Source organism: Streptomyces sp. NPDC037100, assembly GCF_055606225.1.
The window spans coordinates 263,960-290,144 of sequence record NZ_JBVJSX010000006.1 but is presented as its reverse complement, the minus strand read 5'-3'; the positions used below and the strand labels follow the sequence as shown (position 1 = coordinate 290,144).

The window sequence follows — 26,185 nt, the reverse complement described above, 5'->3', positions numbered from 1 at the left end:
AGCGGCTGGGCCATACCCCCCTCACGTTCGAGGAACGGGCCGGGTGGAGGAGGGGACGATGGAGCGACTGGGGACGGGCATCGGGTGGCGACCGGAGATCGCGGACGCCGTGGAGCGGATGCCGGGGATCGACTGGGTCGAGGCGGTGGCCGAGAACGTCTGCCCCGGGCACCTGCCCGACTCGCTGCGGCGGCTGCGTGAGCGCGGCGTCACCGTGGTGCCGCACGGCGTCTCGCTCGGCCTCGGTGGCGCGGACCGGCCCGACGCGGGACGGCTGACGGCACTGGCCGAGCGCGCGGAGGCACTCGGTTCGCCGCTGGTCACCGAGCACATCGCGTTCGTACGGGCGGGTGGGGCGCTGACCGCCTCCCCGCACCTGGAGGCGGGTCATCTGCTGCCCGTGCCCCGGACCCGGGACGCCCTGGACGTCCTGTGCGAGAACGTACGCATCGCTCAGGACGCGCTTCCGGTGCCGCTGGCCGTCGAGAACATCGCCGCGCTGGTCTGCTGGCCGGGCGAGGAGATGACAGAGGGCCAGTTCCTGTACGACCTCGCCGACCGCACGGGCGTCCGCCTCCTCATCGACGTGGCCAACCTGCACACCAACCACGTCAATTGCGGCGAGGACCCGTCCAAGGCCCTCGCCGAGCTGCCCCTGGAGGCCATCGCCTACGTCCACGTCGCCGGCGGCTTCGAGCGCGACGGCGTCTGGCACGACAGCCACGCCCACCCCGTTCCCCGGCCGGTCCTCGACATCCTGACGGACCTCGCCTCCCGCGTCAGTCCCCCGGGCGTCCTCCTGGAGCGGGACGAGAACTTCCCGGAACCGGCGGAGCTGGAGGCCGAGTTGACCACGATCCGCCGGGCGCTGGAGGCAGGGGCTGTCGAACGCGTGAAGACAGAACTCCGCTCCGCCGCCGGTGCCGCCGCGCGGCGCACGAGGACCGGGGCGGTCGACGACGAACCGCTGCTCACGGCAACCGCCGCCGGACGACGGGGAGCGGCTGCCGGCCGCGGCGGTGCTCCGGCCCCGGCAGCCGGCGCCGGAGCACCGGAAGCCGCTGCGGACGCAACCCGCGTCGTGCGGCACGGCCATGAGACCGGGGCGGCCGGGGCGACACGGGGCGTCTCCGGCCTGCCCCATCCAGAAGGGGCCGGCGACGCCCGGCAGCGGCTCGGGCTGGCGCAGGCCGCGTTGCTGTCGGCGCTGGTCGCGGGCACGCCCGTGCCCGAGGGGTTCGACCGGGTGCGGATCGGCGTACAGACGCGGGCGCTCGCCGCGAAGCGGGCGGATGTGGTGGCGAAGGTCGCGCCCGAGCTGCCGGTGATCCTCGGGGACGCGTACCGCACGGCGTTCCTCGGCTACGCCCAGACCCGGCCCATGACCGCCGGGTACCGGCGCGACGCCCTCGACTTCGCCGAGCACCTGCTGTCCACCGGACGCCCCGGGGACACGACGGCACGGCGGGAGCTGCGGGAGTGGTGGCTGGAGCGGTCGGGGCCCTCGCCGCGCTCCCGGCGCCCGGCCCACCGACTCGCTCGCGCCACGCGCAAGGTCCTGCTGCGGCGTTGAGGAGCCCCCACGCATCTCACCCGCGCCCTGAGTCCGGCCCGGCGGGGGCAGCGGCCCGCTTGTCCGGTACCGCGTCGCCCGCCGGCGCATCGCTCCGGCCGTAGTGGTGCGTCGTGAACATGTAGACCAGGCCCGTCCCCAGCACCACGCCGCCGCACAACAGGACGATCCAGTTCTCCCACCAGGACTTCTCCGGGGAGCGGGCCCAGCAGATGTTGACGATGGCGAGGATGCCGTAGACCAGCGCCGCGATGTTCACCGTGAGGCCCCAGCGGCCCAGGGTGAACTCCCCCGTCGGTTTCCAGCCCTTGAGCCGAGCGCGCAGTGCGGCCAGGACCACCATCTGGAACGAGCCGTAGATGCCGAGGATCGCGAACGAGACGATGTTGGTGAGGGCGTCCTCGGAGAGCAGTGAGGCGAAGGCGATGATCAGCGGCACCGCAGCGGACACGAACAGCGCCCAGCTCGGCACCGCACGGGCGTGGACGAACCGCCGCAGCAGCCGGTATCCGACGATCATCTCGTCCCGGGCGTAGGAGTAGATGAGCCGCCCGGCCGCGGCCTGGAGGCTGATCGTGCAGGACAGGAAGGAGATCAGCACCACGGCCATCACCATCCTGGCCCCGGTCTCGCCCATGGCGTCGTACAGCACGTCCACCACCGGGTCCGCCTGCTCGCCCGAGATGATCGCGTTGAAGTCCGTGACCGACAGCAGCAGCGACATACAGGTGAACGTGGCCGCCGCGCCGCCGATGTAGATGGTGCGGCGCATCGCGCGGGGGATGACCCGGCCCGGGTGGGCGACCTCCTCGGCGGTGTCGCCGCACGCCTCGAAGCCGTAGTACTGGTAGAGGCCGATGATGGAGGCTGCCAGGAACGCCGGCAGGTAGGAACCGTCTCCCTCGACCCCGTAGGTGTCGAAGACGACTCCGAGACCGTGGTGCCGGTGGGTGGCCAGCAGGTAGACGCCGACGACGAGGGCACCGATGAGCTCGCCGGCGAAACCGATGAGCGCTGCCGCCGACAGCGCCTTGGTGCCCATGTAGTTGATGAGAATGGCGACGACGATGAGGACGGCGGTGCACAGCACGGTGGTGTGCACGGTCGCTCTGAAGCCGAAGAGGATGGCGATGTAGGGGCCGGCGCCGTAGGCGACGGAGGTGATGGTCACCAGCAGCGCCCACATGTACACCCAGCCGGTCATCCACGCCCAGCGCGTGCCCCACAGCCGCCGGGCCCAGGGGTAGACACCGCCCGCGATCGGGTACTGGGCGACGATCTCGCCGAAGATCAGCGCGACGAGGAACTGGCCGCAGCCGGCGACCAGGAACGCCCAGATCATCGGCGGTCCGCCGTCGGCGATCGCGATGCCGAAGAGCGTGTAGGTGCCCACCACCGGGGAGAGGTAGGTGAAGCCGAGGGCGAAGTTGGCCCAGGGGCCCATGTCCTTGCGGAACTCGGAGCCCGGCTCCCCGGAGGGCACACCGGACGCCGGCGCTGGGGGCTGCGTACCGGTCACTGCTGGGACCTCCGGTCTGCGGTGATCAGGTCGGCGGCCCGTTCGGCGGCGAGCAGCACGGTCACCATCGGGTTGATGGTGGGCATCGTCGGGAACACCGACGCGTCGACGATCCGCACCCCGTCGAAGCCCCGGAGTCTGAGCTCGGGGTCGCAGACGGCCGAGGGGTCGTCCGCGGCGCCCATGCGGCAGGTGCCGGCCGGGTGGTAGACGGTGTGGGCCGCGCGGCGGCCGTACTCCGACAGGTCGGCGTCGGAGACGACGTCCGGCCCGGGCGCGACCTCGCGGACGAGCCAGTCGCGCAGCGGGTCGGTCGCGGCGACCTCGCGTGCCACCTTCAGACCGTCCACGATGGTGCGCTCGTCGTGGCCCTCGGGGTCGGTGAAGTACCGGAAGTCCAGGGCCGGGTGCTCGGCGGGGTTGTTGCTGCGCAGCCACATGCGGCCGATGGAGCGGGCCCGCGGCACGTTCGGCGTCATGCAGACCCCGTGCCGCGGTACGGGGTAGCCGAGGCGTTCGGTGTTGACGGTGAACGGCACCTGGTAGAAGTGGAACATCAGGTCGGGGCGCGGCTGGCCCTTGTCGCGGCGCAGGAACAGGCCGGCGTCGGAGTCCATCGCGGAGTTGGGCGGCAGCGGCCCCGCGGTCTCCCAGACGATCACGGACTCGGGGTGGTCCAGGAGGTTCTCCCCGACGCCGGGCAGGTCGGCCCGTACCGCGATGCCCAGGGCACGCAGGTCGTCGGCCGGTCCGATGCCGGAGAGCATCAGCAGGCGCGGGGTGTCGATGGCGCCCGCGCACAGCAGGAGTTCGCGCTCGGCGCGCACGGTGGCGGGTTCGCCGTCCGCGCCCCGGACGGCGACCCGGGTGAGCCGGCCCGACGCGTCGGGGATCAACCGGTGGGCCCAGGTCTCCAGCTTGAGGGTGAGGTTGGGCCGGTCCAGCACCGGGTGGAGGTACGCGACGGACGCGGAGGAGCGCAGGTTGCCCTCCGGCTGGTAGGCCACCGAGAAGAAGCCGGTGCCGTCGGCGAAGGGTTCGGCGTTGAAATCGTCGACGACGGGGACGCCGAGGGCGCGCGAGGCCGCGGTGACGAAGTCCTCGGCGATGGGATTGCGGTCGGCCTCGGCCACCGGGACGATCTGCGTGAGCAGCCGGTCGCGGTAGGGCAGGATCGTCGCCGGGTCCCAGCCGGAGCAGCCGTGGCTCACCCAGTCGTCGAGGTCCTGCGGCAGCGGCAGGAAGCTGATCAGGGTGTTGTGCGAGGAGCAGCCGCCGAGCACGCGGGCCCGGGAGTGCAGGATGTGCGAGTTGCCGCGCGGCTGCTCGACGGTGGTGTAGCCGTAGTCGAACTCCGTGCCGAGCAGGTTGATCCAGTTGCGCAGGCGCAGGATGCGCTCGTCGCCGATATCACTGGGGCCGCCCTCGATGACGCAGACGCGGCAGTCGGGGTCCTCGCTCAGCCGGGCGGCGAGCACGCAACCGGCGGTGCCGCCGCCGACGATGACGTAGTCGTAGGCGGACTCGTCGCCGTGCGCGGGAGTGGTGGCCATGCGGTGCCTTTCTTCGGTGGCCGGTTCGCCGCCGGCGGACGGCCCTTCTTCGACGGCCGGCGCGCCGCGGGCGGAGGGCCTTGTTCGGGGCGCGTCCTGCCTCGGGCCGGCCGTGGGGATGATGCCGGCGGGGTGGCGCTGGTCAGCCCTTGAACCAGCCGGAGGGGGCGGGGGCGAGGTTCTGGTAGATGTGCTTGGCCTCCTGGTACTCGCGCAGCCCTGTGGGGCCGAGCTCGCGTCCGACGCCGGAGCGGCCGAAGCCGCCCCACTCGGCCTGCGGTACGTAGGGATGGAAGTCGTTGATCCACACGGTGCCGTGCCGCAGCCGCTGGGCGACGCGCTGGGCGCGGCTCGCATCCGAGGTCCACACGCCGCCGACCAGGCCGTAGCGGGTGTCGTTGGCGAGGTCCACCGCCTCGTCCTCGGTGCGGAAGCGCTCGACGGTGACGACCGGGCCGAAGACCTCCTCCTGGACGATGCGCATGGACCGGTCGCAGTCGGCGAAGATCGTCGGCAGCAGGAAGAAGCCGCGGCTGAGGGCGGGGTCGTCGGGGCGGGTGCCGCCGGTGACGAGCCGGGCGCCCTCCTCCTTGGCGACGGCGATGTAGCCCTCGACCTTCTCCCGGTGCTCGGCGGAGCTGAGGGGGCCGCTCTCGGTACCCTCCTCCAGGCCGTTGCCGAGCCGGATCGCCCGGGCGCGCTCGGCGTAGGCGTCGACGAACCGGTCGTGCAGGGAGTCCTCGACGAGCAGGCGTGAACCGGCCGAGCAGACCTGCCCGGAGTGCAGGAAGGCGGCGTCGAGGGCGTAGTCGACGGCGGCGTCGAAGTCGGCGTCGGCGAACACGATGTTGGGGTTCTTGCCGCCCAGTTCGAGGGCGATGTTCCGCGGCCCCTCGGCGGCGCTGGCCATGATGGCCCGGCCGGTGTGCAGGCCGCCGGTGAAGGAGACCAGATCGACGTCCGGGTGGCTGGTCAGGGCCGCGCCGACGGTCGCCCCGGAGCCCAGCACGAGGTTGGCGACGCCGGGCGGGGCGCCGGCCTCCTCGATGAGCCGGATCATGGCGATCGTGGTGAGGGGTGTGGTCTCGCTGGGCTTGAGGACGAAGGTGTTGCCGGCGGCCAGGGCCGGTGCGACTTTCCAGGAGGCCTGCAGCAGCGGGTAGTTCCAGGGGGTGATGAGGGCGCACACGCCGACCGGCTGGTAGACGACGCGGCTGAGGACGTCCGGGCCGACGTCGACGACCCGGCCGCCGTCCTTGCCGGCGAGCTCGGCGTAGTAGCGGAAGGCGTTCGCCACGTCCTCCACGTCGATCCGGGCCTCGGTGAGGGTCTTGCCGGTGTCGAGCGTCTCGGTGCGGGCGATGTCCTCCCGGTCGCGCAGCAGCAGGTCGTGGACGCGCAGCAGGAGGTCGGCCCGGCGGCGGGTGGGGGCGTTCGCCCAGTCCTCCTCGGCGAAGGCGCGCCGGGCGGCGCGCACGGCGCGGTCGACGTCGGTGGCGTCGGCCTCGTCGACGGTGGTGACGACCGAGGCGTCGTAGGGGTTGACCACCTCACGCCGGCCGCCGGCCGCCGCCTGCGTCCACGCGCCGTCGATGTACAGCTCACCCACCGCGGGGCCTCCTTCACGTCCGGCCGGAGCCCGATCGGCTCGACGCTCAGCAACATGGCCCATCGGGCGGGCGGCGGCCACGGGGCACACCGCCGCGACGGCCTCCGGGCGGCCCAGAGGACCCGGGTGGGCTAGTCCTGTTCATCCCGGTATGTCATGCCCTTCATGTCCTGCATGTGTCCCCGGCCGCTCCCCAATCGCCCTGCCGGACGAGCCGAGCGAGCAGCAGAAGCAGTGGATGCACCGGCTCGACCGGGCGCGAGGAGCGGAGTACGACCGCGAGTTCGCCACCCTCCTGCGACTGGCGCACGGCAAGGTGTTCCCGGTCGTCGCCCAGGTCCGCGCGAGCACCCGCAACGCCCTGGCGCGCGAGCTCGCCGATGACGCCGACACGACCGTCCTCGACCACACCAAGGTCCTGGAGGCGACGGGCTGCGTCGGCTTCGACGCCGCGGCCCGCGAAACGGCCGACACCGGCACTCCCCCGGCCACCGGCCCGGGACCGGCCGCCGCCCACGCCGCCCACGCCGCCCTCGTCACCGTCGCCGGGAGCGCACGCTCCCGCCGCCCGCCTACAGTCCGCCACCGAGTTGAAACGGAACGTCACATACCGACAACACTCCGTCCGGATTGTGAACGAGGCATGGTGTTTTCGGGACCGTGTCACATACAAACAACATATGCTCTGGGTTCTTTTCCTGCTGGCGGCCTGGGCCGTGGCCGGCACGGCGTGCACGCGTCTGTGCCTGGCCGCCGTACGCGCCGCGACCGTGGACGCGCACACCGGCCCGGGTCGTGAACTCACGCTGTACGAGGCCGCGTTCCTCTCCGGCGGCCCCCGCCGGGTGGCCGACGTCACGTTGGTCGCGATGGCACGTCAGCGCAGGCTGCTCCTGGCGCACACCGGCTGGGCGACGGTCGTCGACCCGCGCGGGCGGGACGAGATGGAGCGGTCGGTGATAGGGGCCATCGGTCCCGAGGGGCAGTCCCGGATCGCGCCGGTGCGGTCCACCGCCGCCGCTGCCGACGCCGTGCGCGGGATCGCCGAGGGGCTGGTGCGCGCGGGGCTCGCGGTGCCGGACAGTGCCCGTACGACGGTCGCGACGGCCGTCCGGCAGGTCCGCGCGGCCGCCGTCGCCGTCCTCGGGCTGGGCGTGGCCGCGCTGCTGACGCCCGCTCCGCCGGACATGCCACGGCATCTGGTCGCCCTGTGGTTCGCGCTGCCGCTCGCCCTGACCCTGAGCTGCCTGGCCGTCGCGCGGGTCGAGATCCACCCCTACTCGCACTGGGCCTCCCCGGCCGGGCGGCAGTTGCTCGGCACGCTGACCCGGACCGCGGACGGCACCGCCGACGACCGCACGTACCTCACCTCGGTGGCGGTGCGCGGCGTCAGCGCGATCGGCGAACCGGACCTGCGCGCCGCGTTCGCGCACCGCAAGTCGCACGACTGACCGACCGGGACGCACAAGGGGCACGCGGTCCGACACCGACGGACGGTGCTTGCCTTCCCCCCGCGCCGAACGAAACATCCCTTTGGTCGCCACCGTGCACCGAAGGGATACGCATGAGAGCCGTCCTCCTCTACTCGGCCGCCGGGTCCTTGCTGCTGAGCACCCTCGCCGCGGCCCACACCCCGGACCCGACGGGGGCGGCGGAGCGGCGCGGCACCGCCGTGGCCGCCGCACGGGCCAAGGCGGCCGGTGTCGACTTCGGCCCCTGCCCCGACGCGCAGGACCTGCCCGGCAGCATGCGGTGCGCAACGGTGCGCGTCCCGCTGGACTACGCCCGCCCGGGCGGCGAGCAGATCGAACTCTCCGTCAGCAGGGCCCGGGCCACACGGAAGGACCCGCGCCACGGCGAGGAGGCGGCCGGGCGGCAGGGCGCCCTGGTGTACAACCCGGGCGGGCCGGGCGCCACCGGCCTGTACTTCCCGCTCGTCGGACTGCTCCCCGAGTGGAAGCGGATCGCGGCCGCGTACGACCTCGTCGGCTACGCTCCGCGCGGGGTCGGCCGTTCGGCGCCGCTGTCGTGCACGGACCCGAAGCAGTTCTTCGAGGGGCCCTCGCAGGCACCGGCCCAGCCCTCGGAGTCGTTCAAGAAGGAACGCATCGCGCGGGCGAAGGCGTACGCGCGCGGCTGCGCCGAGCGCGCGGGCGGCGCCCTGCGGCACTACCACTCCCTCAACAACGCCCGCGACCTCGACGTGCTGCGCGCCGCGCTCGGCGAGGAGCGGCTGACCTTCATGGGCTCGTCGTACGGAACGTACTTCGGTGCCCTGTACGCGACGGTGTTCCCCTCGCACGTGCGGCGGATGGTGTTCGACTCGGTGGTCCACCCCGGCCCCCACCGGATCTGGTACCGCAACAACCTCGCCCAGTCGGCGGCGTTCGAGCGCCGCTGGGCGGACCTCCGGGCCTGGATCGCCCGGCACCACGACGTGTACGGGCTGGGCGCGACCGCGCGGGAGGTGCTGCGCAGTTACCAGCGGGCGAGCGCGCGGCTGGCCGCCGAGCCGGCGGACGGGAAGGTCGGACCGGGCGAGTTGCAGAAGGCGTTCCTGCAGGCCGGTTACTACGACGACCAGTGGGCGCACCGCGCGCACGCGCTGTCGGCGTACCTCAAGGGTGACCCGAAGCCCCTCATCGAGCAGGCGGAACAGCATCCGGAGGCGGCGGCCGAGGCGGAGAACTCACGCGCGGTGTACCTGGCCGTCGAGTGCAACGACGCCCCCTGGCCCACGGACTGGACGGTGTGGGACCGGGACAACACCCGGCTCGCGCGGATGGCGCCCTTCGAGACCTGGGACAACGTGTGGACGAACCTGCCATGCGCCTACTGGCGGGCGCCCCGGCAGCGGCCGCTCGATGTCGGCGCCGGGCCGGGCGAACTGCCGCCGACGCTGATCCTGGCCGCCGAGCGGGACGCCGCCACCCCGTACGACGGCGCCCTCGACCTCCACCACCGTCTCGCGGGCTCGGTCCTGGTGACGGAGCGGGACGCCGGTGCCCACGGGCTGGCGGGCGGCCCGAACGCCTGCGTCAACGGCCACGTGGAGGCGTATCTGCTGGAGGGGCGGCTGCCGGGACGGCGCGCGGAGTGCGCCCCGCACGCCGAGCCGAAACCGACGGCCCCGGACAAGGCCCGGGCCGTCGGCTCGCGGAAGCGTCCGCTGAATCAGGCCAGCGCGGCGACCAGCTCGGCGATGTCCCTGCGGCGGCCCGTGTAGAACGGCACCTCCTCGCGGACGTGCCGACGGGCCTCCGAGGCGCGCAGGTGACGCATGAGGTCGACGATGCGGTACAGCTCGTCGGCCTCGAAGGCGAGGATCCACTCGTAGTCGCCGAGGGAGAACGAGGCGACGGTGTTGGCCCGCACGTCCGGGTAGCCGCGGGCCATCTTGCCGTGGTCGGCGAGCATGCGGCGGCGGTCCTCGTCGGGCAGCAGGTACCAGTCGTAGGAGCGCACGAAGGGGTAGACGCTGACGTAGTCGCGGGGCGTCTCGTCGGCGAGGAACGCCGGGATGTGCGAGCGGTTGAACTCGGCGGGGCGGTGCAGCGCCATGTTCGACCAGACGGGCTCCAGGGCGCGGCCCAGCCTGGTCCGGCGGAAGAGGTTGTACGCCTCCTGCAGCGCGTCGCTGGTCTCCGCGTGCCACCAGATCATGAGGTCGGCGTCGGCGCGCAGGCCCGAGACGTCGTAGGTGCCGCGGATCGTCACGTCCTTGGCGGCGAGCTGGTCGAACAGCTCCTGGACCTCGTCGGCGTACCCGGCGCGGTCCTCGGGGAGGACGTCCTTCAGCTTGAAGACGGACCAGAGCGTGTAGCGGATGACCTCGTTGAGGTCCTTGGCCAGCTTGCCCTTGTTCGGGATGCGGTCGGGCCCGGCGCTGGAGGCCGTGGTGGAGGCGTCGTCACTCATGCCTCTCATTCTCCCGCTCCGCCGTGCAGACTCTGCACCGGGTGGGCGGTGAGCTCCTGCACACCCCGCTGGTCACCGTGGATCTGGTCGACGGCGGCGTAGGCGCTCGCGATGCAGGCGGGGATGCCGACGCCGTCGTACGCGGCACCGCAGACGGCGAGGCCGGGGAGGCGGGCGATGTGCTCGCGGATGCGGGCCACGCGCGCGTGGTGGCCGACGGGGTACTGGGGCAGGCCGTCGTCCCAGCGGGTGACGCGGGTGGCGACGGGTGTGGCGTCGAGGCCGGTCGCCGCCTTCAGGTCCTGCCGGGAGACATCGGCCAGCTCGCTGTCGTCGCGCTCGAGGATCTCCGTCTCGCCGTACCGCCCGACGGAGGTGCGCAGGACGACCAGGTCGGGGTTCTCGTCGGCGATCCAGCCCCATTTCTGCGAGGCGAACGTGGACGCCTTGATGGTCCGCCCGTCGACCGGCGGCACGAGGAAGCCGCTGCCGTCGGGCAGAGCCGTCCCGGCGCGGCGGTAGGCGAGGGTGACCAGGGCCATGGAGGCGTACTCGACGCCGTCGAGCCCGGCGGCGGCACCGGGGTTCTCGGCGCGCAGCAGCCGGGCGGCCGCAGGGGCGGGCGCGGCGACGATCACGGCGTCCGCGAGCCACTCGCGCCGACCCGAGACGACGTGCCAGCCGCCCTCGGGGGTGCGACGCAGCTCGGTCACCGGCGTCCCCGTGAGGATGTCGCCCCCGCGGGCCCGGACCGAGTCCGCCACCGCGAGGGGCAGGGTGCCGATGCCGCCCTGGATGCCCATGAAGACGGGTCCGGTCTGCCGGGCCGCGGCCGCCTTGGCCTGGAGCTCGCGGACCCCTGCCGTCAGGGAGGTGTGGGTCCTGGCCACCTGGAAGAGCTGCGGAACGGCCGAACGCATGGAGATGCGGTACGCGTCGCCCGCGTACACCCCGCCCAGCATGGGCTCCAGCAGGCGGTCGACGACCTCACGGCCGAGGCGCTGCGCCACGTACTCCCCGACCGCCACGTCGTCGCCGACCTCGGTACGGGGCAGCTCGGCGTCCTGCTCGATGCGGGCGAGGCCTTCCTCGGACAGCACGCCGGCCAGGGCGGACGCGGTGCCGGGCACGCCCATCACATGCCCCTTGGGGAAGGGGCGCAGGGCGCCGCGGGTCCACAGCGAGGCCGTCGCGGTGGCCGGGGGCTGCAGGCGGTCGGCGAGGCCCACCTCGCGCGCGAGCGCCACCGCCTCCGGGCGGCGGGCCAGCATCGACTCGGCGCCGAGGTCGACGCGAGCGCCCGCGATCTCCCCGGGCAGCAGCTTGCCGCCGACCCGGCCGGAGGCCTCCAGCACGGTCACCCGCGCCCCGCGGTCCAGCAGCCGGTGCGCGGCGGCCAGCCCCGCGATGCCCGCCCCGATGACGACGACCCGCCCTTGAAGTTCGCGCATGCCCCCAGCTTCTCAGACCGCTCTGACGGCGCCGCCGCGTCCCGGTGTCCTGCACGAGTCCCGACCGTGACCGCATCGGAACCGTCCCGGGCCAAACGATCGGCCCCGCCCCGGCGTCGAAGAAGCGTCAGCAGAATCGACCCTCGGGGGATGCCCGCATGCGCACACGACGATCCGTACGACGCCCCGCCCCGGCCCTGGCCGCGCTCCTGCTGGCCGCCGCCCTCGCACTCACGGGGTGCAGCGCCGGGGACGACGCGTCGGGCGGCAGCAACTCCGCCGCCGACCACGGGGCGGACGACAAGGCCGTCTCGGGCGAGGCCGCCCCCGGCGGCACCGGCAGCGGCGCCAGGGCCACGGCGCCGCCGAAGCTCGCCGCGAGCCACATCATCCGCACGGCCTCCCTGACCGTACAGGTCAAGGACGTCCCGCAGGCCCTGGATCAGGCCCGCACCGGCGTGGAGAACGCGGGCGGCTACGTCGGCAACGAGACGACCACCCGGGACGCCGAGGGCCACGAGCGCACCCGGGTCGTGTTGCGCGTGCCCGTCGAGAAGTACGACGGGGTCCTCGCGGAACTGGAGGGCTCCGGCAAGCTCGTCGACCGCAGCGCGAAGGCCGAGGACGTCACCGACCAGGTCGTGGACGTGGAGAGCCGGATCAAGACGCAGCGCGCCAGCGTGGCCCGGATCCGCGAGCTGATGGACCGGGCCGGCAAGCTCAGCGACGTGGTGACCCTGGAGGGCGAGCTGAGCACCCGCCAGGCCGACCTGGAGGCGCTGCTCGCCCGGCAGAAGTCCCTGAAGGACCGCACCAGCCTGGCCACCATCACCCTGTCGCTGTCCGAGACCCCGGTGAAGAAGAAGGAGGCCAAGGACGACGACCCGGGCTTCGTCGACGCGCTCGCTGGCGGCTGGAGCGCCTTCGTGACGATGCTGCGCTGGCTCGCGGTGGCCGTCGGCGCGGTCCTGCCGTTCGCGGCGGTGGCCGCGCTCATCGCCCTGCTGTGGCTGCGCGTCGTACGCCCTCGCCTGTCGCGCCGCCCCGCGCCCGCGCCCACGGCGACCGCGCTCGGCCCGCTGCCGACGGCCCGCCCCGCCCCGGAGGCCGCGCAGCCGCGAACTCCGGGTGAGCGGGACTGAAATGCCCTGCTCCCGTAGCGTGTTCGCATGAGCATGAGCCGTGCACGGGAGCGACTGGTCGTCATCGGCGGTGACGCCGCGGGCATGTCCGCGGCGTCACAGGCGCGCCGTCTGAAAGGCCCCGACGAGCTGGAGATCGTGGCGTTCGAACGGGGCCACTTCACGTCGTACTCGGCGTGCGGCATCCCCTACTGGGTCGGCGGCGACGTCACCGACCGGGACGAGCTCGTGGCCCGCACCCCGGAGGAGCACCGCGCCCGGGACATCGACCTGCGCCTGCGCACCGAGGTGACGGAACTCGACCTCGACGGGCGGCGGGTGCGCGCGCGTGACGTCGACTCGGGCGAGGAGTCCTGGACGTCGTACGACAAGCTCGTGATCGCGACCGGCGCCCGGCCGATCCGGCCGGACATGCCGGGGGCCGACGCGGCCGGGGTGCACGGCGTGCAGACGCTGGACGACGGCCAGGCGCTCCTCGACACGCTGGAGGGCACGCGTGGCCGCCGCGCGGTGGTGGTCGGGGCCGGCTACATCGGCGTGGAGATGGCCGAGGCGCTCATCAAGCGCGGCTACGAGGTGACGGTCGTCAACCGCGGCAGCGAGCCGATGTCGACCCTCGACCCCGACATGGGCCGTCTGGTGCACGAGGCCATGGAGGGCATGGGCATCACGATGGTGAACGACGCCGAGGTCACGAAGATCCTCACCGGCGACGGGGGCACCTCCCTGCTCGGGCGAAGCCGAGAGCTTGGGGAAGGGCGGGTGCGGGCAGTGGTCACGCAGGACCGCGAGTTCCCGGCGGACGTGGTCGTGCTCGGCATCGGCGTCCGCCCCGAGACGACCCTCGCCCGGGCCGCCGGGCTCCCCCTCGGCCCGCACGGCGGTCTCCTCACGGACCGCTCGATGCGGGTGCGCGGCCAGGAGAACATCTGGGCCGGCGGCGACTGCGTCGAGGTCCTCGACCTGGTCTCGGGCCAGGAGCGGCACATCCCGCTCGGTACGCACGCCAACAAGCACGGCCAGGTCATCGGCACCAACGTCGGCGGCGGCTACGCCACCTTCCCGGGCGTGGTCGGCACGGCGGTCAGCAAGGTCTGCGACCTGGAGATCGCCCGCACGGGCCTGCGCGAGAAGGACGCCCACCGGGTGGGTCTGCGCTTCGAGTCGGTCACCATCGAGTCGACCAGCCGCGCGGGCTACTACCCGAACGCCTCCCCCATGACGGTCAAGATGCTCGCCGAGCACCGCACGGGCCGCCTCCTCGGCGTTCAGATCGTCGGCCGGGAGGGCGCGGGCAAGCGTGTCGACATCGCGGCGGTCGCCCTCACCGCCGGTATGACGGCAGAGCAGATGACGGCCCTGGACCTGGGCTACGCCCCGCCGTTCTCCCCGGTCTGGGACCCGGTCCTGGTGGCGGCCCGCAAGGCGGCGGCAAAGGTCCGCGATTCCATGTGAGGGGGGCGGGGCCGCCGGGGGCGCGGGGCCGTATCAGTGCGCGGCTCCGCCGCGTGGGCGCGGCGGGGCCGCCGGGGGCGCGGGGCCGTATCAGTGCGCGGCTCCGCCGCGTGGGCGCGAGCGGCCACGCGGCGGACCCGCACCGGCGAGCCCGCACCGGCGACGACCCCGCCCCCCGACGGCGAAGCCCTACGCGGTCCCGGCCGTACCGGTGATCCGGTCGATCGCCTGCCGCGCCTGCTCCGCCGGCGGCCGCGACGGCAACGAGGACACCGACGCCGAAGCGGCCGTCACCGCCGGCGGCTGCTCCCCAGCCGGCTTCGCGTGCGACGCCACGCGGGTCGACCGCAACCGGTGGCTCACCGCCTCCTCCAGCGTCACGGGCCGCCGCAACTGGGTCGCCAGCCGCCCCGCGTCCTGGCCGAGGCGGGCCACGTCCTCCCAGGGCAGCCGCACCACCAGCGTCAGCTCCGCCTCACCGTCGGGCAGGGCGTGCATCGCTGGAGTCACTCGGTCGTTCATCGCCTGTTCCTCACGTCGGCCCCGCGACCCGCCTTCCCCGCGCCGCGGGCGGTTGCCGACACATACGCACGCCCGTACGGCCGCGTTCACCGAAGCGGCCGACCGGTGACCGGACGTCAGCGTGCGGTCAGCGTGTGCACGTGCTCCACGAGCCGCGTCAGGGCGTCCGGGTCGGTGGACGGCATGACGCCGTGGCCGAGGTTGAAGACGTGGCCCTCGAGGTTCTTCGCCGAGTCCAGGACCTCGCGGGTCTTGGCCTCGACGGCCTCCGTCGGGGCGAACAGCACGGTCGGGTCGAGATTGCCCTGGAGTGCCTTGCCGGGGCCCACCCGGCGGGCGGCCTCGTCCATCGGGACCCGCCAGTCGACGCCCACGACGTCCGCGCCGGCCTCGCCCATGAGACCCAGCAGCTCGCCGGTGCCGACACCGAAGTGGATGCGCGGCACGCCGTAGCCGGCCACGGCCTCGAAGACCTTCGCCGACGCCGGCAGCACCGAGCGGCGGTAGTCGACGGGGGCCAGCGCACCGGCCCAGGAGTCGAACAGCTGGACCGCCGAGGCGCCCGCCTCGATCTGCACCTTGAGGAACGCGCCGGTGATGTCCGCGAGGCGGTCGAGCAGGTCGGTCCACAGCTCGGGGTCGCCGTACATCATCGCCTTGGCGTTCTCGTACGTGCGGGACGGGCCGCCCTCGACGAGGTAGCTGGCGAGGGTGAAGGGGGCGCCGGCGAAGCCGATGAGGGGCGTGGCGCCGAGCTCGCGGGTGAGCAGGCCGATGGCCTCGGTGACGTAGGAGACGTCCTCGGGGGTCAGGTCGCGCAGCTGCGCCAGGTCCTCCCGGGTGCGGATCGGGCGCTCGACGACCGGGCCGACGCCGGGCTTGATGTCGAGGTCGATGCCGATGGCCTTGAGCGGGACGACGATGTCACTGAAGTAGATCGCCGCGTCCACGCCGTGCCGGCGCACCGGCTGGAGGGTGATCTCGGTGACCAGGTCGGGCCGCATGCAGGACTCGAGCATCCCGATGCCCTCGCGCACCTTGCGGTACTCCGGCAGTGAGCGCCCGGCCTGCCGCATGAACCACACCGGCGTGTGCGGCACGGGCTCGCGCCGACAGGCCTTGAGGAAGGCGGAGTCGTACGCGGCGGACGGCTTCTGGGCCCGAGGGGCGTCTTTGGCACTCACGGGGCCAAGTTTCGCACGCCGCCGAACGGCGTGATTCAGCCCCTGGGCAGGCGCGGGGTGTCTAGCCCCGCACCCGGGCTCCGGTCCCCGTAATCTTCCCGCATGGCTGCGGCTCAGGGACGACTGTCGGACGGCGCTGGCGGAATGGACGAAGCGAAGGACACCGAGAACGACCGGCGGGAGGCGGACTCCGCCCCGCTGCCCTTCCGGGCCGCCGTCGACGCGCTCAAGGCGGCGCGGTTGCGGCCCCAGATCGAGGTCGAGCCGACGCCCCCGCCCAGGCGGCTCGCTCCTCACAGCTACGCCCTGGAGGCCGCGGTCGTCGACGGCGACCAGGATCTGGCCGACGGCCGGCTGGTGCTGCTGCACGACCCGGCCGGGCACGACGCCTGGCGGGGCACCTTCCGGCTGGTGACGCTGGTGCGTGCGGAGCTGGAGCCGGAGATGGCGGCGGACCCGCTGCTGCCGGAGGTGTGCTGGTCCTGGCTGACCGGCGCGCTCCAGGCACGCGGGCTGACCTACGGCGAGCCGAGCGGCACGGTCACGCGCGCGAGCTCCCACTACTTCGGCGGGCTCTCCGCGCGCCCGGCCGCCTCGCAGATCGAGATCCGCGCGTCGTGGACGCCGCGCGAGGGCCTGGGCGGGGTCCCGGACACGGCCGCGCACCTGGCGGCATGGTGCGATCTTCTCGCCCAGATCGCGGGGCTGCCTCCGGCCGTTCCCGGTGACGCGTCGGTGGTGACGCTGCCCCAGCGGCGAGGACCGCAGTCCCGCTGATCGGCCCCTGAGCGGCCCTTGAGCGGCCCTTGCTCGGCCCTTGCTCGGCCCTTGATTGCTCCCTGACCGCCCCGCACTGATCGACCTTGTGCGGGGCGGTCAACCATGTCCGGTCGACGATCACACCTGAGTACCCCTCTTGGCCGAATCACTTTGTCGATACGGCCACTTTCGACCGCGTATCGACGCAGACCGAAACCGTTCGACCTTCGAATGATCGACCGCGTGTCCGAATTGCACGGATTGTTATCACCGATTCGTGATCATTCCCTAAAGGCGGACGGGTTCGGTGCCGAAGACGACTGTGACCTTGAAAGCACGGTTCGTCCCGGCTTCACCCCCCACGAGCCGGCCCCGTCCCGCACCCCAGGAGGCCTGGTGTCCGTTCTCCTCGAGCAGCCCGCAAGCCTGGTCGCCTACCGCCCGAACAAGCCGACCGCCATGGTGGTCGTGGCCGACCCGCGCGTCCGCTCCACCGTCACCCGCCACCTGTGGGCGCTCGGTGTGCGCGACGTCATCGAGGCTTCGTCCATCGCGGAGGCTCGTCCCCGCATCGGCAACCCCCGCGACATCTGTGTCGCTGACGTCCACCTGCCGGACGGCTCCGGCCTCACGCTGCTGTCGGAGACCCGCGCCGCGGGCTGGCCCAACGGGCTCGCCCTCTCCGCCGCCGACGACATCGGTGCCGTGCGCAACGCACTCGCCGGCGGCGTGAAGGGTTACGTCGTCACCGGCACCCGTACCAACGTCGGGCTCCCCACCCGGCCGGGCGCCGCCCCCATCGGCGCCGCCGCCGCGCGACTGCACCGCCGCCCCCCGGGTGCCCCGAGCCACCCGGGCGGCTACCGCGAACTGTCCGGCCGCGAGGTCGAGGTGCTGCGGCTGGTCGCGGAGGGCCAGTCGAACAAGGCGATCGGCGTCTCGATGGGCCTGTCCGCCCTGACCGTCAAGAGCCACCTCGCACGCATCGCCCGCAAGCTCGGCACGGGCGACCGCGCCGGCATGGTCGCGGTGGCGCTGCGGACCGGCATCATCCACTGACCCGCTCCGCCGTACCCCTTGGTGATCATCCCCTCACGTGACGCGGGACCGGCCACCGGCCCCGTTCACGTCATGCACGGTTCGTGAACCCGCCGCTTCCCCGACATGACTGGTTTGCGACCCTCGAGCGCCCGTCGACGGAACGTTCCGTCGGCGGGCGCTGTCCATACATGGATACCCTTGACATGTGACCGACGCCCACGACACCGCAGCAGACAGCTCACTGCGAACCACCGGAGGCGCCCCTCCGGACGACGACGGATCTTCTGCTACGGAGGCGCCGATCCCTCTGCTGGAGCCGCGTGAGGGCATTCCGCCCGTCATCGCGGACGAGACCGCCCTGGCCCGGGTGATCGCCGCCTTCGAGGCGGGCTCCGGGCCCGTCGCCGTCGACGCCGAGCGCGCGTCCGGCTACCGCTACGGGCAGCGCGCCTACCTCGTGCAGCTGCGCCGCCAGGGCGCCGGAACGGCCCTGATCGACCCCGTGGCCTGCCCCGACCTGTCCGCCCTCGGTGGCGCCCTGTCCGGCGCCGAGTGGGTGCTGCACGCCGCCACCCAGGACCTGCCCTGTCTGCGCGAGATAGGCATGGTGCCGACGCGGCTGTTCGACACGGAGCTGGCCGGGCGGCTCGCCGGGTTCCCCCGGGTCGGCCTCGGCGCCATGGTCGAGAGCGTGCTGGGCTTCGTCCTGGAGAAGGGGCACTCCGCCGTCGACTGGTCGACCCGGCCCCTGCCCGAGCCCTGGCTGCGCTACGCGGCGCTGGACGTCGAACTGCTCGTCGACCTGCGCGACGCGCTGGAGAAGGAGCTGGACCGGCAGGGCAAGCTGGAGTGGGCCCGCCAGGAGTTCGACGCGATCGCCTCGGCTCCGCCGCCCGAGCCCCGCAAGGACCCGTGGCGGCGTACGTCCGGCATGCACAAGGTGCGCCGGCGGCGGCAGCTGGCCGTCGTACGGGAGCTGTGGCAGACCCGGGACCGGATCGCGCAGCGGCGGGACGTGTCGCCGGGCAAGGTGCTCGGGGACGCGGCCATCGTCGAGGCCGCGCTGGCGGTTCCGGCCAATGTGCAGGCGCTGGCCGCGTTGAACGGTTTCGGCCACCGCGTGGGCAAGCGGCAGCTGGAGCAGTGGCAGGCGGCCGTGGACCGGGCGAAGGCGCTGAGCGAGGCGCAGCTGCCGCAGCCGGGGCAGCCGGTGGCCGGCCCTCCGCCGCCGCGCGCCTGGGCCGACAAGGACCCCGCAGCCGCGGCGCGGTTGTCCGCGGCCCGGGCCGGGGTGTCGGCGCTGGCCGAGCAGCTGAGCATGCCGCAGGAGAACCTGATCACGCCGGACACGGTGCGGCGGGTGTGCTGGGAGCCGCCGGCGGTGGTGGACGCGGAGTCCGTCGCGGCGGCGCTGGTCGGCCACGGGGCGCGGCCGTGGCAGGTGGAGCAGGTCACGCCGGTGCTGGTGACCGCGTTGTCCGCCGAGGAGGCCTAGCCGCCGTCGGACTCCCCGTCGTACGGCGGCTGCCCGTGGTCTTCGCTTGTCGCGCAGTTCCCCGCGCCCCTTGGGGCATCCTCACTTGGTCGCTCCCCGGGTGAAGCCGTTGTAGATGAACCGCTGGAGGAACAGGAAGACGATCAGAGTGGGGACGATGACCAGGATCGCTCCCGCCGAGATCGTCTCCCAGTGGGCGCCGAAGGGGCCCTTGAAGCGGAACAACGACGTCGAGATCACGCCAAGATCTTCGGAGGGCATGTAGAGGAAGGGGATGTAGAAGTCGTTGTAGACGGTGATCCCCTTCACGATCACGACCGTCGCGATCGCCGGTTTCAGCAACGGGAAGATGACCTTGCGGTAGACCGTGAAGGCGTTGGCGCCGTCGATGCGGGCCGACTCGTCCAGTGAGACCGGAATGGACCGGACGAACTGCAGGAAGATGTAGATCGAGACGATGTCCGTGCCCATGTAGAGGGCGATCGGCGCCCACAGACTGTCGAACATGCCGAAGCTGTTGACGATCTGGAAGGTGGCCACCTGAGTGGTCACGCCGGGGACCAGCGCCGCGACCAGGAACAGGGCCAGGACCGCCGCGCGGAAACGGAACCGGAAGCGGTCGAGGGCGTAGGCCGTCATCGAGCCGATGAGGACCGTGCCGCCGATGGCGACGACCAGGATGATCGCCGTGTTGCCGAAGGCCGAGAGCATCCGGCCGTCCTGGAACGCCGTCACGTAGTTGTGGAAGTTCAACGGGTCTTCGGGCAGCGCGAGCGCTCCGCTGCCGTCGGCCATCTCCCGCTCGGACTTGAGGGATGTCAGGAACACCGCGGCGAGCGGGAGCAGGACCACCGCGGTCGCCGCGATCAGCGACAGGTACACAAGGACGCGGGTCACCGCGCGGCGGGTCATACGAGGTCCACCTTGTCGTCGGGGGCGAGGCGCCGCTGCACCCAGGTCACCGCCAGGACGATCAGCAACAGCACGACCGCGGCCGCCGAGGCGAGGCCCGTCTTGTTGAACTGGAAAGCCAGCTTCACGGTCTGGATCACGAACGTCTCGGTGCCGGTCGCGCCGCCCGTCATGATGTAAGGGATCTCGAAGACCGCCAGGGAGCCCGAGATCGAGAGGATCACGGTGAGGGACAGCACCGGTTTGATGCCCGGCGCGATGATGTACCGGAACTGGTGCCAGCGGTTCGCGCCGTCCAGTTCGGCCGCCTCGTACAGCTCCCCGGGGATCGACTGGATCGCGCCGAGGAACAGCACGAAGTTCAGGCCCAGGTAGCGCCAGACGGAGACGCCGGCCAGGGAGGTGTTCGCCGATGCCGGGGTGCCGAGCCAGGCCCGGTCCGTCTCCACGCCGAACAGGCTCAGCACCGAGTCGAGGGTGCCGCCGTCCTGGAAGAAGTAGAGGAAGACGAACCCGATCGCCACCCCGTTGATCAGATACGGGAAGAACAGCACGCCCTTGAAGAAGTTCCGGAAGCGGACGTTGAAGCTGAGGATGGTGGCGAAGTAGAGCGCGGCCACGATCTGGACGACGGAGGCCGCCAGGTAGTAGCCGCTGACCCAGAAGACCTCGAACAGCTCGGAGCGGGTGAAGAGTTCGGCGTAGTTCTCGGCGCCCGTGTAGTTCAGTTCGGGGCTCACCCCGTCCCAGTCGGTGAAGCTGTACGCGACCATGTTGGCGATCGGCGCGTAGGTGAAGACGATCAGGAGCGTGAGCGGGGCGAGCAGGAAGAGCCAGGGGGTGGCCCCGCGCCACAGGCGTGCCGGGCGCGGGGCCGGGGCGGGGGCGGGGGCGGCGGTCGCCTTGGAGGCGGCCGCGACGGCCGCCGTGTCGGTGGTGCCCGTCATCAGGACCCCAGCGACTTCTGCGTCTCGGTCCACTTCTCACCGAGGCCGTCCAGGAAGTCGTCCGGGTCGCCCTTCCTGGCGCCGCGGGCCATGTCGACGAGTTCCTGGCGGTAGTCGGGCTTGTTGATGCCGACCTCGGACTGGTTGTCGATGCTCTTCACCTCGGCGCCCTTGCTGTCGTCGAGTTCGAGGAGCTTGACGCCCGCCTCCTCGTACGGCTTCAGGACACCGGGCAGCGGGGCGTCCTTGAGCGGGGACAGCGCCAGGTTGTCCTGCGCGTAGCCGGACTTGTCGGTGAACCAGTCGATCCAGGCGCGGGCGGCCTCCTTGTGCGAGGAGTTGATGTTGACGGCCTGGTTGTAGTCGGGGGACGTCACCGCGCAGAACGTGCCGTCCTTCTGGGCGGGGAAGGGCATGAACCCGATGTCGTCCGGGTCGGTGCCGGCCTGCTTCGCAGCGCCCTGCATCTGGATGACCGCCCAGGAACCGAGCCACATGGTGGCGATCTCGCCCTTGGCCAGCTTGGGCTTGGACGCCTCCCAGTTGGTGGTGGTCGGGTCCTTCTCGACGAGCCCCTCGTGCACGATGTCGTACAGCAAGGTGTCCGCCACGCGCAGGTCGGCGCCCTCGGCCCAGGGGTTGCCCTCGGCGAGCCTGGTGGTGGCCTGCTCGTCGCAGCCGACCGAGCCGTTGACGCCCGTCCACTGGCTGAGCGGCCACTTGTCCTTGAAGTTGGTGTAGTAGGGAATCGCCTCCGTCTTCGACTTGATGGCCTTGAGGCCGGCGAGGAACTCGGCCGGTGTCGTGGGCCATTCGGTGATCCCGGCCTTACTCCACACCTTCTTGTTGTAGATGAACCCCGGAAGTGCGCCGAGCGGGCTCTGGCCGTAGACCTTTCCGCCGACGGCGGTGAAATCGGTGAAGCGGTACTTCTTGCTCCGCTCCGCCTCACTGCCCAGCGAGGCGAAGAACCTGGGGTAGTCCTTCTTCTCGATCACCGCGGGGATCATGAGGACGTCCCCGTAGTTCTCGGTGTTCATACGGATCTTGACTTCGCCCTCGTAGTCGGTGATGCCGTCGAACTCGACCTTCACCTTGGGGTACGTCCTGTTGAACTCGGCGGCGTACTTCTTCATCGTCCCGTCCTGCACGAGGTCGGTGCGGTGGGTGAGGACGGTGATGGTTGCGCTGACCTTGGCGGGATCGTCGGGCGCCTCGGCGTCGGCGCCCTCGGAGGAGCCTCCGGTGCCGGTGCAGCCGGAGGCCAGCAGAGCGGCGCCCACGGCGAGGGCGAGGAGGGTACGGCGGTTCATGTGCATCAGCTCCGTTCACGGAGGGGAACTCGGGACGGACGAGCACGTGCGGTATGGCTGGTTCGGAACTCTGGCAGCGCGTACTCAACCGGTAAAGTCGCAATCCCGCCAACGATGCGAAACCGTCACACGACTCTTCACTGAACCGGTTAAGGGAGTGCGCATGCTGGAGGCCACACCGCTCGGCGACGGATGGATCCTGCGGCACGACTCGGACAGGCTGCCGGCCACGGTGCCGGGGTGCGTGCACACCGACCTGATGTCGGCCGGGGTGATCCCGGACCCGTTCCTCGGCCGGAACGAGACCGAGGTGGCCTGGGTGGGGCGCCGCGACTGGACCTACGAGCGGGAGCTCGGGGGCTCGTCCGCGCAGGAGCAGACCGACCTGGTCTTCGACGGGCTCGACACCGTCGCCGAGATCGCCCTGGACGGGCGGCTGCTGGGGAAGGTGCGCAACATGCACCGGTCCTACCGGTTCGACGTGACGGGTCTGTCCGGGCGGCTGTCCGTGCGGTTCGTCTCCGCCTACGCCGAGGCCGAGGCCGTGCGGGGACTGGTGGGTGAGCGGCCCGCCGCCTACACCGAGCCGTACCAGTACCTGCGCAAGATGGCCTGCTCCTTCGGCTGGGACTGGGGGCCCACCCTGGTGACGGCCGGGATCTGGCGGCCGGTGCGCCTGGAGCACTGGTCGACGGCACGGATCGCCCGGGTGCGTCCCCTGGTGACCGTCGAGGAGGGCGCCGGGGTCGTCGAGCTGGCCGTGGACGTCGAGCGGACCCGGGTCGAGGCACCGCTCGCCGTGGAGGCGACCGTCGCGGGGGTGCGGGCACGGGCCGAGATCGCGGGGGCGGGCGGGGTCGTACGGCTGCGGGTGCCGGACGCGGAGCTGTGGTGGCCACGCGGTTACGGCCAGCAGCCGCTCTACGAGGTTGAGTTGACGCTGCTGCACGGCGAGGACGCCCTGGACGTGTGGCGGCGGCGGATCGGCTTCAGGACGGTGGAGCTGGACCGGCGGCCCGACGCGCACGGCACCGGCTTCACCCTCGCCGTCAACGGCGAGCGGCTCTTCGCGCGGGGCGTCAACTGGATCCCCGACGACGTCTTCCCGTCCCGGATCACCCGCGAGCGCTACCGGGAGCGGCTGGAGCAGGCGGCCGGCGCGGGCGTGGACCTCGTACGGATCTGGGGCGGCGGCATCTACGAGAGCGAGGACTTCTACGACGCCTGCGACGAGCTCGGGCTGCTGGTCTGGCAGGACTTCCCGTTCGCCTGCGCGGCCTACCCGGAGGAGCAGCCCCTGCGCGGCGAGGTGGAGGCCGAGGCGCGGGAGAACGTCGTACGGCTGATGCCGCATCCGTCGCTCGTGCTGTGGAACGGCAACAACGAGAACCTGTGGGGCTTCAGGGACTGGGAGTGGGAGCCGCGGCTGGCCGGGGACTCCTGGGGCGAGGGGTACTACCTGGGCCTGCTGCCGCGCGTGGTGGCCGAGCTGGACCCGACCCGGCCCTACACGGCGGGCAGCCCCTGGTCAGGGTCGTGGGACCGCCATCCGAACGACCCGGCGCACGGCACCCACCACTCGTGGGAGGTGTGGAACCGGGAGGACTACGCGGACTACCGGCTGAGCGTGCCGCGCTTCGTCGCCGAGTTCGGCTGGCAGGCGCCGCCCGCGTACGCCACGCTGCGCCGTGCGCTGCCCGGGGAGGAGCTCGCATCGGACTCCCCCGGCATGCTGCACCACCAGAAGGCCGACGACGGCAACGGCAAGCTGGAGCGGGGGCTCGAGCGGCATTTCGCCGTGCCGGAGGGCGACTTCGACCGGTGGCACTACCTCATGCAGCTCAACCAGGCGCGGGCGGTCGCGGCCGGGATCGAGCACTGGCGTGCGCACTGGCCGGTGTGCGCGGGCACGATCGTCTGGCAGCTCAACGACTGCTGGCCGGTGACCTCCTGGGCGGCGATCGACGGGGACGGCCGGGAGAAGCCGCTGTACCACGAGCTGAGGCGGCTGTACGCGGACCGGCTGCTGACGATCCTGGCGGGGGACGGCGGGTTGGACCCGGCGGGGGACGGCGGGTTGGACCTGGCCGCCGTGAACCAGGCGGCCGGGGACTGGACGGGGGAACTCACCCTGCGCCGGATGTCCATGGCGGGCGAGACCCTGGGGCAGACGAATGTGAAGTTCACGGCCGGGGCACGGGCCGTGGCCCGGATCGAGGTGCCGCGCGAGCTGACGCCCGTCGGGCCGGAGGAGTTCCTGGTCGCCGACGGGGAGGGGCTGCGGGCGGTGCACTTCCCGCTGCCGGACCGCGAACTCTCCTACCCGCAGCCCGAGTTCGATGTCACGCTCACCCCCGGCGGCATCACCGTGACCGCCCGCACCCTGGTCCGGGACCTGCTGCTCCAGGCCGACCGGCTGGAGCCGGGGGCGCGGGCCGACCGGGGGCCGGTCACCCTGCTGCCGGGCGAAGAGGTGACCATCGGGGTGCGCGGCTGGAAGACTCCGGACGCGGAGACCGCCCGTTCGGCCCTGTACTGCGTGGAGCCCACCCGATGACGGCAACGCCCACCCCTCGCGTCACCATCAAGGACGTCGCCGCGCGCGCCGGTGTGTCCAAGGGTGCCGTGTCCCTCGCCTTCAACCACAAGCCCGGGCTCTCGGAGGCCACCCGGGACCGGATCTTCCGGGCGGCGCGCGATCTGGGCTGGGCGCCGAGCCTCACGGCGCGGACCCTGGCCGGATCACGGGTGGACGTGGTGGGCCTGGCGGTGTGCCGGCCGGCGCGGGTCCTGGGGCTCGAACCCTGGTACATGGAGTTCGTCTCCGGCGTGCAGAGCGTGCTGACCGAGCACTCCAGCTCGCTGCTGCTGAGGCTGGTGCGGAACACGGACGAGGAGGTGGGCGTCCAGGAGACGTGGTGGCGGGGGCGGCAGGTCGGCGGGTCGATCCTCGTCGACTTCCGCTCGGACGATCCGCGGGCGGCCATGACGCAGCGCCTCGGGATGCCGGCGGTCGCCGTCGGGCATCCCTCGCTCACCGGAGGGCTCACCTCGGTGTGGACGGACGACGCCACGGCCGTGACGGAGGCGGTGCGGTATCTGGCCGCCCTCGGGCACCGTCGGATCGCCCGGGTGGGCGGGGCGGCGGACCTCGGTCACACGGCGATCCGGACGGCGGCGTTCGACGAGACGGCGGGGACGCTGGCGCTGGCGGGGGCCTGGCAGGTCGCGACGGATTTCTCGGGGGACGCGGGGGCCCGGGCGACCCGGTCGCTGCTGACCGCGGCGCCGGCCGACCGGCCGACCGCGATCCTCTACGACAACGACATCATGGCGGTGGCGGGGCTGTCGGTGGCGGCGGAGATGGGGCTGCGGGTGCCGGAGGACGTGTCGCTGCTGGCCTGGGACGACTCGCAGCTGTGCCGGCTGACGCATCCGACGCTTTCGGCTATGAGCCATGACGTGCACGGGTTTGGAGCGGACGTGGCGAGGACGCTGTTCTCGGTGATCACCGGGGGCGAGGGTGGGTCCCATCCTGTGCCGACACCGGTGCTGACGCCTCGCGGGTCCACTGCGCCGCCTCGGTAGGGACCGTACGGGGGTGCGGGCCGTACGGGGTTGCTCGCGCAGTTCCCCGCGCCCCTGAAAAGCAGGGCACTGCCCTCATGGGGTGTGACCTTCACCGCTCCGCCTGTCAGGGGTGTGCAGTCACGTTACTCATAAGTAGCATGGGCCTGAGCGCGCGCTCAGCGCATCGCAGCAGCAATGCAGATCCTGACCCTGGAGGAGAGC

The 26,185-nt window shown here is 72.3% G+C and carries 21 protein-coding genes; 10 read left to right on the top strand and 11 right to left on the bottom strand.

Features of this window, described 5'->3' with window-relative positions:
* The first annotated feature begins 58 nt into the window (after nt 1–58).
* Nucleotides 59–1,573: an MbnB/TglH/ChrH family RiPP precursor modification enzyme gene (locus ACZ7EG_RS21560; protein ID WP_471081090.1), complete on the top strand. Its 1,515-nt coding sequence runs from the start codon at nt 59–61 to the stop codon at nt 1,571–1,573.
* A 16-nt stretch (nt 1,574–1,589) separates the two neighbouring features.
* Here the strand turns inward: ACZ7EG_RS21560 and ACZ7EG_RS21555 are convergent, their stop codons facing one another.
* The 4 genes from ACZ7EG_RS21555 to ACZ7EG_RS21540 form a co-directional block, all read right to left on the bottom strand.
* The gene (locus ACZ7EG_RS21555) at nt 1,590–3,092 is read right to left on the bottom strand and encodes an APC family permease (protein WP_471081087.1); all 1,503 of its coding nucleotides are present in this window, start codon (nt 3,090–3,092) and stop codon (nt 1,590–1,592) included.
* On the bottom strand, nt 3,089–4,645 hold the full coding sequence (locus ACZ7EG_RS21550) for a GMC family oxidoreductase (RefSeq protein WP_471081084.1): 1,557 nt from the start codon (nt 4,643–4,645) through the stop codon (nt 3,089–3,091). Before ACZ7EG_RS21550 ends, ACZ7EG_RS21555 begins: the two co-directional genes overlap by 4 nt.
* Nucleotides 4,646–4,787: 142 nt before the next feature.
* A complete protein-coding gene (locus ACZ7EG_RS21545) occupies nt 4,788–6,254 on the bottom strand; it encodes an aldehyde dehydrogenase family protein (RefSeq protein WP_471081081.1) in 1,467 nt (488 codons plus the stop codon).
* Nucleotides 6,255–6,417: 163 nt separating this feature from the next.
* On the bottom strand, nt 6,418–6,840 hold the full coding sequence (locus ACZ7EG_RS21540; protein WP_471081079.1) for a hypothetical protein: 423 nt from the start codon (nt 6,838–6,840) through the stop codon (nt 6,418–6,420).
* 94 nt (nt 6,841–6,934) lie between these two features.
* Between ACZ7EG_RS21540 and ACZ7EG_RS21535 the strand changes: the two genes are divergently transcribed.
* Both ACZ7EG_RS21535 and ACZ7EG_RS21530 read left to right on the top strand, forming a co-directional pair.
* Nucleotides 6,935–7,705: a TIGR04222 domain-containing membrane protein gene (locus ACZ7EG_RS21535; protein ID WP_471081076.1), complete on the top strand. Its 771-nt coding sequence runs from the start codon at nt 6,935–6,937 to the stop codon at nt 7,703–7,705.
* Between the two features lie 113 nt (nt 7,706–7,818).
* Complete coding sequence (locus tag ACZ7EG_RS21530; protein WP_471081073.1) at nt 7,819–9,480, top strand: alpha/beta hydrolase; 1,662 nt, start codon at nt 7,819–7,821, stop codon at nt 9,478–9,480.
* On the opposite strand, the gene hemQ is transcribed toward ACZ7EG_RS21530, so the two are convergent.
* The gene (hemQ, locus tag ACZ7EG_RS21525; RefSeq protein ID WP_471081070.1) at nt 9,429–10,172 is read right to left on the bottom strand and encodes a hydrogen peroxide-dependent heme synthase; all 744 of its coding nucleotides are present in this window, start codon (nt 10,170–10,172) and stop codon (nt 9,429–9,431) included. The genes ACZ7EG_RS21530 and hemQ overlap by 52 nt on opposite strands.
* Nucleotides 10,173–10,177: 5 nt before the next feature.
* Nucleotides 10,178–11,623, bottom strand: coding sequence for a protoporphyrinogen oxidase (gene hemG / locus ACZ7EG_RS21520; protein WP_471081067.1), 1,446 nt, complete (start codon nt 11,621–11,623; stop codon nt 10,178–10,180).
* A gap of 158 nt (nt 11,624–11,781) precedes the next feature.
* On the opposite strand from hemG, the gene ACZ7EG_RS21515 reads away from it, so the two are divergent.
* Together ACZ7EG_RS21515 and ACZ7EG_RS21510 are read left to right on the top strand one after the other, a co-directional pair.
* Nucleotides 11,782–12,765 (top strand): DUF4349 domain-containing protein, encoded by a 984-nt coding sequence (locus ACZ7EG_RS21515; protein ID WP_471081064.1) that lies wholly within the window; start codon nt 11,782–11,784, stop codon nt 12,763–12,765.
* Between the two features lie 27 nt (nt 12,766–12,792).
* Complete coding sequence (locus ACZ7EG_RS21510; RefSeq protein ID WP_471081061.1) at nt 12,793–14,220, top strand: FAD-dependent oxidoreductase; 1,428 nt, start codon at nt 12,793–12,795, stop codon at nt 14,218–14,220.
* Nucleotides 14,221–14,409: 189 nt separating this feature from the next.
* On the opposite strand, the gene ACZ7EG_RS21505 is transcribed toward ACZ7EG_RS21510, so the two are convergent.
* Both ACZ7EG_RS21505 and hemE read right to left on the bottom strand, forming a co-directional pair.
* On the bottom strand, nt 14,410–14,742 hold the full coding sequence (locus ACZ7EG_RS21505) for a hypothetical protein (protein WP_471081059.1): 333 nt from the start codon (nt 14,740–14,742) through the stop codon (nt 14,410–14,412).
* A 116-nt stretch (nt 14,743–14,858) separates the two neighbouring features.
* A complete protein-coding gene (gene hemE / locus ACZ7EG_RS21500) occupies nt 14,859–15,926 on the bottom strand; it encodes a uroporphyrinogen decarboxylase (RefSeq protein WP_471081056.1) in 1,068 nt (355 codons plus the stop codon).
* Between the two features lie 102 nt (nt 15,927–16,028).
* Here hemE and ACZ7EG_RS21495 point away from each other — a divergent pair, with 102 nt between their 5' ends.
* The 3 genes from ACZ7EG_RS21495 to ACZ7EG_RS21485 all read left to right on the top strand — a co-directional run bounded on the left by ACZ7EG_RS21495 (nt 16,029) and on the right by ACZ7EG_RS21485 (nt 19,221).
* Nucleotides 16,029–16,703, top strand: a complete 675-nt coding sequence (locus ACZ7EG_RS21495; protein WP_104778336.1) for a DUF3000 domain-containing protein — start codon at nt 16,029–16,031, stop codon at nt 16,701–16,703.
* 378 nt (nt 16,704–17,081) lie between these two features.
* On the top strand, nt 17,082–17,744 hold the full coding sequence (locus ACZ7EG_RS21490; RefSeq protein ID WP_003993737.1) for a response regulator transcription factor: 663 nt from the start codon (nt 17,082–17,084) through the stop codon (nt 17,742–17,744).
* Between the two features lie 187 nt (nt 17,745–17,931).
* The gene (locus ACZ7EG_RS21485) at nt 17,932–19,221 is read left to right on the top strand and encodes a ribonuclease D (RefSeq protein ID WP_471081053.1); all 1,290 of its coding nucleotides are present in this window, start codon (nt 17,932–17,934) and stop codon (nt 19,219–19,221) included.
* Nucleotides 19,222–19,302: 81 nt separating this feature from the next.
* Here the strand turns inward: ACZ7EG_RS21485 and ACZ7EG_RS21480 are convergent, their stop codons facing one another.
* The 3 genes from ACZ7EG_RS21480 to ACZ7EG_RS21470 are packed head-to-tail and all read right to left on the bottom strand — an operon-like array spanning nt 19,303 to nt 22,393.
* Nucleotides 19,303–20,133 (bottom strand): carbohydrate ABC transporter permease, encoded by an 831-nt coding sequence (locus ACZ7EG_RS21480; protein ID WP_471081049.1) that lies wholly within the window; start codon nt 20,131–20,133, stop codon nt 19,303–19,305.
* A complete protein-coding gene (locus ACZ7EG_RS21475; protein ID WP_471081046.1) occupies nt 20,130–21,080 on the bottom strand; it encodes a carbohydrate ABC transporter permease in 951 nt (316 codons plus the stop codon). The genes ACZ7EG_RS21480 and ACZ7EG_RS21475 overlap by 4 nt, the downstream gene beginning before the upstream one ends.
* Nucleotides 21,080–22,393 carry an ABC transporter substrate-binding protein gene (locus ACZ7EG_RS21470; protein ID WP_471081043.1) on the bottom strand — a complete coding sequence of 438 codons (1,314 nt, stop codon included), beginning with the start codon at nt 22,391–22,393 and terminating at the stop codon, nt 21,080–21,082. The genes ACZ7EG_RS21475 and ACZ7EG_RS21470 overlap by 1 nt, the downstream gene beginning before the upstream one ends.
* A gap of 163 nt (nt 22,394–22,556) precedes the next feature.
* Here ACZ7EG_RS21470 and ACZ7EG_RS21465 point away from each other — a divergent pair, with 163 nt between their 5' ends.
* Both ACZ7EG_RS21465 and ACZ7EG_RS21460 read left to right on the top strand, forming a co-directional pair.
* Nucleotides 22,557–24,950 carry a glycoside hydrolase family 2 protein gene (locus ACZ7EG_RS21465; protein ID WP_471081041.1) on the top strand — a complete coding sequence of 798 codons (2,394 nt, stop codon included), beginning with the start codon at nt 22,557–22,559 and terminating at the stop codon, nt 24,948–24,950.
* Nucleotides 24,947–25,981 (top strand): LacI family DNA-binding transcriptional regulator, encoded by a 1,035-nt coding sequence (locus tag ACZ7EG_RS21460; protein ID WP_471081038.1) that lies wholly within the window; start codon nt 24,947–24,949, stop codon nt 25,979–25,981. The genes ACZ7EG_RS21465 and ACZ7EG_RS21460 overlap by 4 nt, the downstream gene beginning before the upstream one ends.
* Nucleotides 25,982–26,185 lie beyond the last annotated feature (204 nt).

Bases quoted from the DNA above. Each gene is read 5' to 3' on its own strand.
- ACZ7EG_RS21560 (WP_471081090.1), top strand. From the start codon at position 59: ATGGAGCGACTGGGGACGGGCATCGGGTGGCGACCGGAGATCGCGGAC.
- ACZ7EG_RS21550 (WP_471081084.1), bottom strand. From the start codon at position 4,645: ATGGCCACCACTCCCGCGCACGGCGACGAGTCCGCCTACGACTACGTC.
- ACZ7EG_RS21535 (WP_471081076.1), top strand. From the start codon at position 6,935: ATGCTCTGGGTTCTTTTCCTGCTGGCGGCCTGGGCCGTGGCCGGCACG.
- ACZ7EG_RS21530 (WP_471081073.1), top strand. From the start codon at position 7,819: ATGAGAGCCGTCCTCCTCTACTCGGCCGCCGGGTCCTTGCTGCTGAGC.
- hemQ (WP_471081070.1), bottom strand. From the start codon at position 10,172: ATGAGTGACGACGCCTCCACCACGGCCTCCAGCGCCGGGCCCGACCGC.
- hemG (WP_471081067.1), bottom strand. From the start codon at position 11,623: ATGCGCGAACTTCAAGGGCGGGTCGTCGTCATCGGGGCGGGCATCGCG.
- ACZ7EG_RS21515 (WP_471081064.1), top strand. From the start codon at position 11,782: ATGCGCACACGACGATCCGTACGACGCCCCGCCCCGGCCCTGGCCGCG.
- ACZ7EG_RS21510 (WP_471081061.1), top strand. From the start codon at position 12,793: ATGAGCATGAGCCGTGCACGGGAGCGACTGGTCGTCATCGGCGGTGAC.
- ACZ7EG_RS21505 (WP_471081059.1), bottom strand. From the start codon at position 14,742: ATGAACGACCGAGTGACTCCAGCGATGCACGCCCTGCCCGACGGTGAG.
- ACZ7EG_RS21495 (WP_104778336.1), top strand. From the start codon at position 16,029: ATGGCTGCGGCTCAGGGACGACTGTCGGACGGCGCTGGCGGAATGGAC.
- ACZ7EG_RS21480 (WP_471081049.1), bottom strand. From the start codon at position 20,133: ATGACCCGCCGCGCGGTGACCCGCGTCCTTGTGTACCTGTCGCTGATC.
- ACZ7EG_RS21475 (WP_471081046.1), bottom strand. From the start codon at position 21,080: ATGACGGGCACCACCGACACGGCGGCCGTCGCGGCCGCCTCCAAGGCG.
- ACZ7EG_RS21470 (WP_471081043.1), bottom strand. From the start codon at position 22,393: ATGAACCGCCGTACCCTCCTCGCCCTCGCCGTGGGCGCCGCTCTGCTG.
- ACZ7EG_RS21465 (WP_471081041.1), top strand. From the start codon at position 22,557: ATGCTGGAGGCCACACCGCTCGGCGACGGATGGATCCTGCGGCACGAC.
- ACZ7EG_RS21460 (WP_471081038.1), top strand. From the start codon at position 24,947: ATGACGGCAACGCCCACCCCTCGCGTCACCATCAAGGACGTCGCCGCG.